This window comes from Psychrobacter sp. T6-1 (assembly GCF_052258445.1).
Window position 1 is genome coordinate 1 of record NZ_JBQQFC010000150.1, and the last position, 5,660, is coordinate 5,660.

At 45.5% G+C, this 5,660-nt stretch carries 4 protein-coding genes; all 4 read left to right on the forward strand.

Annotated features, from left to right (window positions below):
• Nucleotides 1–369 precede the first annotated feature (369 nt).
• A complete protein-coding gene (locus tag ACTXGO_RS08785; RefSeq protein ID WP_317198506.1) occupies nucleotides 370–1,713 on the forward strand; it encodes a glutamine synthetase family protein in 1,344 nt (447 codons plus the stop codon).
• Between the two features lies 1 nt (nucleotide 1,714).
• Nucleotides 1,715–3,097: an NAD(P)/FAD-dependent oxidoreductase gene (locus ACTXGO_RS08790; RefSeq protein ID WP_443574088.1), complete on the forward strand. Its 1,383-nt coding sequence runs from the start codon at nucleotides 1,715–1,717 to the stop codon at nucleotides 3,095–3,097.
• A 164-nt stretch (nucleotides 3,098–3,261) separates the two neighbouring features.
• On the forward strand, nucleotides 3,262–4,755 hold the full coding sequence (locus ACTXGO_RS08795) for a Na+/H+ antiporter NhaC family protein (protein ID WP_317198508.1): 1,494 nt from the start codon (nucleotides 3,262–3,264) through the stop codon (nucleotides 4,753–4,755).
• A gap of 240 nt (nucleotides 4,756–4,995) precedes the next feature.
• Nucleotides 4,996–5,660, forward strand: a 665-nt coding sequence (locus tag ACTXGO_RS08800; RefSeq protein ID WP_443574089.1) for a nitrilase-related carbon-nitrogen hydrolase, incomplete at its 3' end; no start/stop codon positions are given.

Below are 5,660 nucleotides of genomic sequence, written 5' to 3' on the forward strand. Positions count from 1 at the left end.
TAAAAATATAGTAGTAGGTGAAGTTGTAGTCGCGATACATTTTTGCTCTATTGAAATTTAACACGGAGCTTATCAAAATGTAAACTATAAATCACACTTCTTTGTATTAATGATTAAAAACGACTTTTAAAGCCTATTTACGATACTTTTTAAATAAAAATTGACAACTATAAGTTTCGGTAATATATTGTAATTCATTAGCCATACTAAAGATAGCAATAGCATAACTCGCAAATGCGAACCGTCATTAGCTAAGTCACTCATTTGGCAGAAGAAATATAAGGTTAGCGTTTATTATCGATACGATTTATCACTCTGGTTTTATGATACATAGAACACAGTTTTTATTACTTCAACAGGAAAACGGATATGACGGCAACCAACGGAATGGTCGACTCTACAGACAATACACAATATGTTTATATTGCAGCAGGCGACATCAACGGCTTACTACGAGGTAAGCGTATTCCTTTTGATCAAATGGACAAAGCGCAAAACGGTAGTATCCGCTTGCCGCTCTCTATTTTGGGTGTCGATATTTGGGGCGCAGATGTCATCGAGTCCTCTCAGTCTAATGGCGATATAGACGCTATTGCTCGTCCTACTGGTCGTGCCGCTTTTCCACTATTAAATACTAGTGCGCCCTCATCACTATTGCCGGTTTGGCTCTATACCGAAGACAATGAGCCATATTATGGTGATGCCAGACACGTGCTCGATTACATCAGTAAACGCTTTAAAGCGCTTGGCCTTACGCCTGTTATGGCAACTGAGCTTGAGTTTTATCTGGTTGATTATGTTGAGGGCGAGACACCTAAGCCGCCTATTCGTCCAAAAAATGGTCTAAGGCTCAACAAAACCTCTATCTTAAGTATTAACGATCTACTGCAATTCGATGAGTTTTTGGATGAGATCTACGAGCAGTGCAAAAAGCTCGATATTCCAGTCGATGCCGCCTTAGCTGAAAACGGCTGCGGTCAGTTTGAGATAAATCTATTGCATGTCGATGATCCGCTCAAGGCCGCTGATGATGCGGTATTGTTCAAACAAGTGGTCAAAACTGTCGCCGCGCGCCGTAAGCTGACCGCCACCTTTATGGCAAAGCCCTTTGGTCTGCAATCTGGTAATGGCTTTCATGTGCATTGTAGCTTGCTCGACAAAGACGGTAACAATGTCTTTGATGATGGTAGTGATGAAGGCTCAGACATGCTGCGTCACGCCGTAGCAGGTCTGCTTGCAACGATGTCTGATTGCACCTTGCTGTTTGCGCCACATGTGAACTCTTATCGCAGATTTACCCCAGGGACACTTGCACCAAACAATGTGTCATGGGGCTATGAGAACCGTACGGCGGCAGTCCGTATACCAGGCGGCGACTCGCGCGCGCGCCGTATTGAGCACCGCGTATCAGGTGCTGACGCCAATCCATATCTTGTCTGTAGCGCCGTACTTGCCGGCATGCTCTATGGCATTGAGAATAAGCTTGCAGCGCCAAACCCTATCAATGATATTACTTATGATGAGACTGAGCTTAAACTGCTACCGTTAGATTGGCTCTCAGCGATTCGTAAGTTTGAAGAGAGCGATCTGATCGATGCGCTATTCCCAACCGAGATGATTGAGCTGCTCACTGCAGTCAAAAAGCAAGAAGCCAAGCGCTTTGCTCAGCAAGTTACCAATCTTGAATACCTCACTTATCTACAGGATGTCTAAGATGTCAAATAGCCCTATTACACCGCCCAATGAGCAAAACACGCAGATGAGTAAACCGCCTAGTCATGCGAGCAACAATACGCGCAATATTCCGCACTACTCTGACAAAGGAAAGTACCCTGACAGCTACTATGCTGCTAGTCGTAACCCAAAGCCTGATCGCCCCACATTAAAAGACGACATTCAGGCTGAGATCTGTGTGGTTGGCGGCGGCTATAGTGGCCTCTCAGCAGCGCTGCATTTGCTTGAGAGCGATCACGAAGTCGTGGTACTAGAAGGCGCGCAGATTGGTTGGGGTGCTTCTGGTCGTAACGGCGGTCAAATCGTTAATGGGCTTAATGCTAGCCTTGAGAAGATCAAAAAGTCTTATGGTCAAGAGAACGCAGATTTTGTGGGTAAATTGGTCACGCGCGGCGGCAAAATCATTCGCCGCTTTATTCATGACTATAATATCGACTGCGATCTTAAAGAAAAAAACATTTTTGCCGCCTTTAATGCCAGTCAATTAAAGGACTTACAAAATACGCATACGCTGTGGGAGAGCCACGGTATGCATGATCGCGAGATGCTGGACAAGCAAGGCATCGAGCAGTATATCAATACCGACGCTTATGTCGGCGGCATCATCGATCACTCAGGCGGGCACTTTCATCCGCTAAACTTGGCGCTAGGCGAAGCGGCAGCTGTTGAGCAAAAGGGCGGCACTATCTACGAGAATACTTTGGTTGTCGACGTTGAGTATGGTGATGATGCGATCAAAATCATTACCGAGTTTGGCACAGTAACTTGTAAGCAAGCGGTTATCTGCGGTAATGCTTATCTTAATAAGGTCATCCCCAAGCTCACCGACCGCGTTATGCCAGTATCCACCCAGATTATCGCTACTGAACCTCTCGGTGATTTAGCTGATACGCTGATTCCCTCTGACGTTTGTGTCGAGGATGTGCGTTATATCTTGGACTATTATCGTCTATCAGCCGACAAACGCATGTTATTTGGTGGCGGCTCTGTTTACGGTGGTCAAGATCCTGCGGATATCGCTGCCAAAATCGTCCCTAATATGCACAAAATTTTTCCGCAGCTACGTGACGCTAAAGTCGATTACGCGTGGAGCGGTAACTTTGCCTTGTCATTTTCGCGCGTGCCCCAGCTAGGTAAATTACACGAGCGTGTCTATTTTGCTCATGGCTATAGCGGTCATGGCGTCACCGGCTCGCACCTATTTGGTCAGATCTTAGCAGATGCTATCAACGGCAAAACTGATGAATTTGATACTTTTACCAAGATCCCATGGATACCCTTCCCAGGTGGGCGCGCGCTACGTGTGCCTTACTCTGTCATGGGATCGTGGTGGTATGCCCTAAAGGATCGCACTGGTTTGTAGTGGCTATATGAATCAAGCGATTTGTTTTACTTGTTAGCATGACCCCATCACAACAAAGGAGTGTTGTGATGGTTTTTGGCAAGTGGATAGATGACAACTTGCCGACCATAAATAAGAGTGATTTTGCTCTATAAAAATAATGAGCGTTTACAGGGAGTGTATTTATGAACATGAAACTCAACAAAGCAGTTGAGCAGCAGTATCATAATAAGCGAGTGTTTTTGACCGTAGTCGCAGCTGTTGCGATCTATCTTGTTTTTGCCTGGCTAGCCACTAGCCGTGATGCGGACCAGTCTTGGGGCGCATTGTCTTTATTACCGACCCTTCTTGTCCTAGTTACCGCCATTGTCTCAAGACGTCCTTTTGAGTCAATGATAGCAGGCTGCGTGGCGGGTCTTGTCATGCTCAACCCCTTTGACTTGGTCTCCCCTTTTGCGGACAATATCTCTTTGGTACTCGGTAATGAGACTATTATTTGGATTGTCCTTGTGTGTGGCTTGATGGGCGGCCTCATTCAGTTACTTGAGATCAGCGGCTGCTTGGATGGCTTTAGTGAATGGCTACAAAAAATTATCAAGTCACGCCGGCAATCCTTGTTAGCTACTTTTGCGTTAGGTGTCGTGGTCTTTATCGATGATTATCTCAACTGCCTGGCAGTATCGACCTCTGTCAAAAAACTGACCGATGTCTATCACGTCTCCCGTGAGAAGCTCGCTTACATCGTCGACTCTACCGCAGCTCCTATGTGTATTATCGTCCCTATATCGACTTGGGCAGTATACTTTGCAGGACTACTAGAAGAGAACGGCGTTGCAGGCGACGGCGAAGGTATTGGTCTTTATATTACTGCTATTCCGTATATGGCCTATGCTTGGTTTGCTCTACTTATCGTATTCTTGGTCGCTTATGGTATTTTGGGCGATTGGGGCCCAATGAAAAAAGCTGAAGCACGAGCAAAATCGGGCAACCCTGTCCCTGAAGCTTTTGTCGAGGAGCAACTGGTCTCTAACGTTAAAGCCAAACGCAAACTGTCATTTAAAGCCAATATTGCAAACTTTGCCTTTCCAATGATTTTGCTTATCGTCTCTACTATTTATTTTGAGATTGATTTGCTGCGCGGTGCCTTGTTGACCTGTTTTGTGACTGTCGTAGTGTACTGGGTACAAGGTATTTTAGCGTTCGAGACTCAAGTTGAGGCGATATTTAAAGGCTTTAAAGTCATGCTGTATCCGCTATCAACCGTTATCGGTGGTTTCTTTTTAAAAGAGATTAACGATGAGCTTGGTATGACCACGTACGTCATCGATGCGATCACGCCTTATATGACTATTATTATTTTCCCTGCGGTTATCTTTGCGGTTATGGCGTTCTTGACGTTTGCAACCTCTTCGAGCTGGGGTCTATATGTCCTTGCCATGCCGATTGTATTCCCGATCTCTTTGGCGCTTGGCGTAAGCACACCACTTATGATTGGTGCTTTACTGTCCGCATCCTCTTTTGGTAGCCATGCTTGTTTCTTTAGTGACTCCTCATTACTTGCCGCTCAAGGCGCTGGGTGCTCACCGATGCAACATGCCTTTACGCAGTTTCCCTATGCTCTGCTCGGTGCTGGACTGTCCGTTGTGACCTTCTTAGGTTTAGGGTTTTTGATGGCGTAAGCGGTAATAAGCGCAACTATTAACGATACAGTATTGTTACAACACAATGGGCAATTGCGAATCGGTAATTGCCCATTATTGATTACCAATTAAGTAAAACGGACACGTCGTGTTGTAGCGCAAGATTGGAATGATGTTTTCGCAGTCGGTATAGGCAAAGCACACCATAAAAAGCTATTTCAACTTCGCTGAATCGTTTTGGCCTATATTCTATTTATTATCACTAAAAGGAATCTTCTTATGCGTACGGTTACCGTTGCAACGACCCAAATGGCTTGTGGTTGGGATAAGCAAAAGAACATCGATACAGCAAGCAACTTGGTCACTAAGGCTGCAAAAGCGGGTGCCAACATCATTTTGCTGCAAGAGTTATTTGAGACGCCTTATTTTTGCCAAGTACACGACTTTGATTATTTTAAACTGGCAAGCACCGTCGAGGATAACGCCGCTATCACGCACTTTAAGACACTAGCGAAAGAGCTAAAAGTAGTCTTGCCCATTAGCTTTTATGAGAGCTCAGGCAATACCTTTTTTAATAGTGTGACCATCATTGATGCTGATGGCGAGGTACTTGGCACTTATCGTAAAACCCATATCCCAGATGGCATTCCTTATGCTGAGAAGTTCTACTTTACCCCAGGGGATACAGGATTTAAGGTGTGGGAGACCAAATATGCCAAGATAGGCGTGGGTATTTGCTGGGATCAATGGTTTCCAGAATGCGCGCGTAGTATGGCGCTAATGGGTGCCGAATTACTACTCTACCCCACAGCAATTGGCGATGAGCCCACGCTTGGTATAGAGTCAAAGGGACACTGGCAGCGCTGTATGCAAGGTCATGCGGCCGCCAATCTCATGCCCGTAATTGCCTCTAACCGTATCGGTTCAGAGACGATAACGCAAAA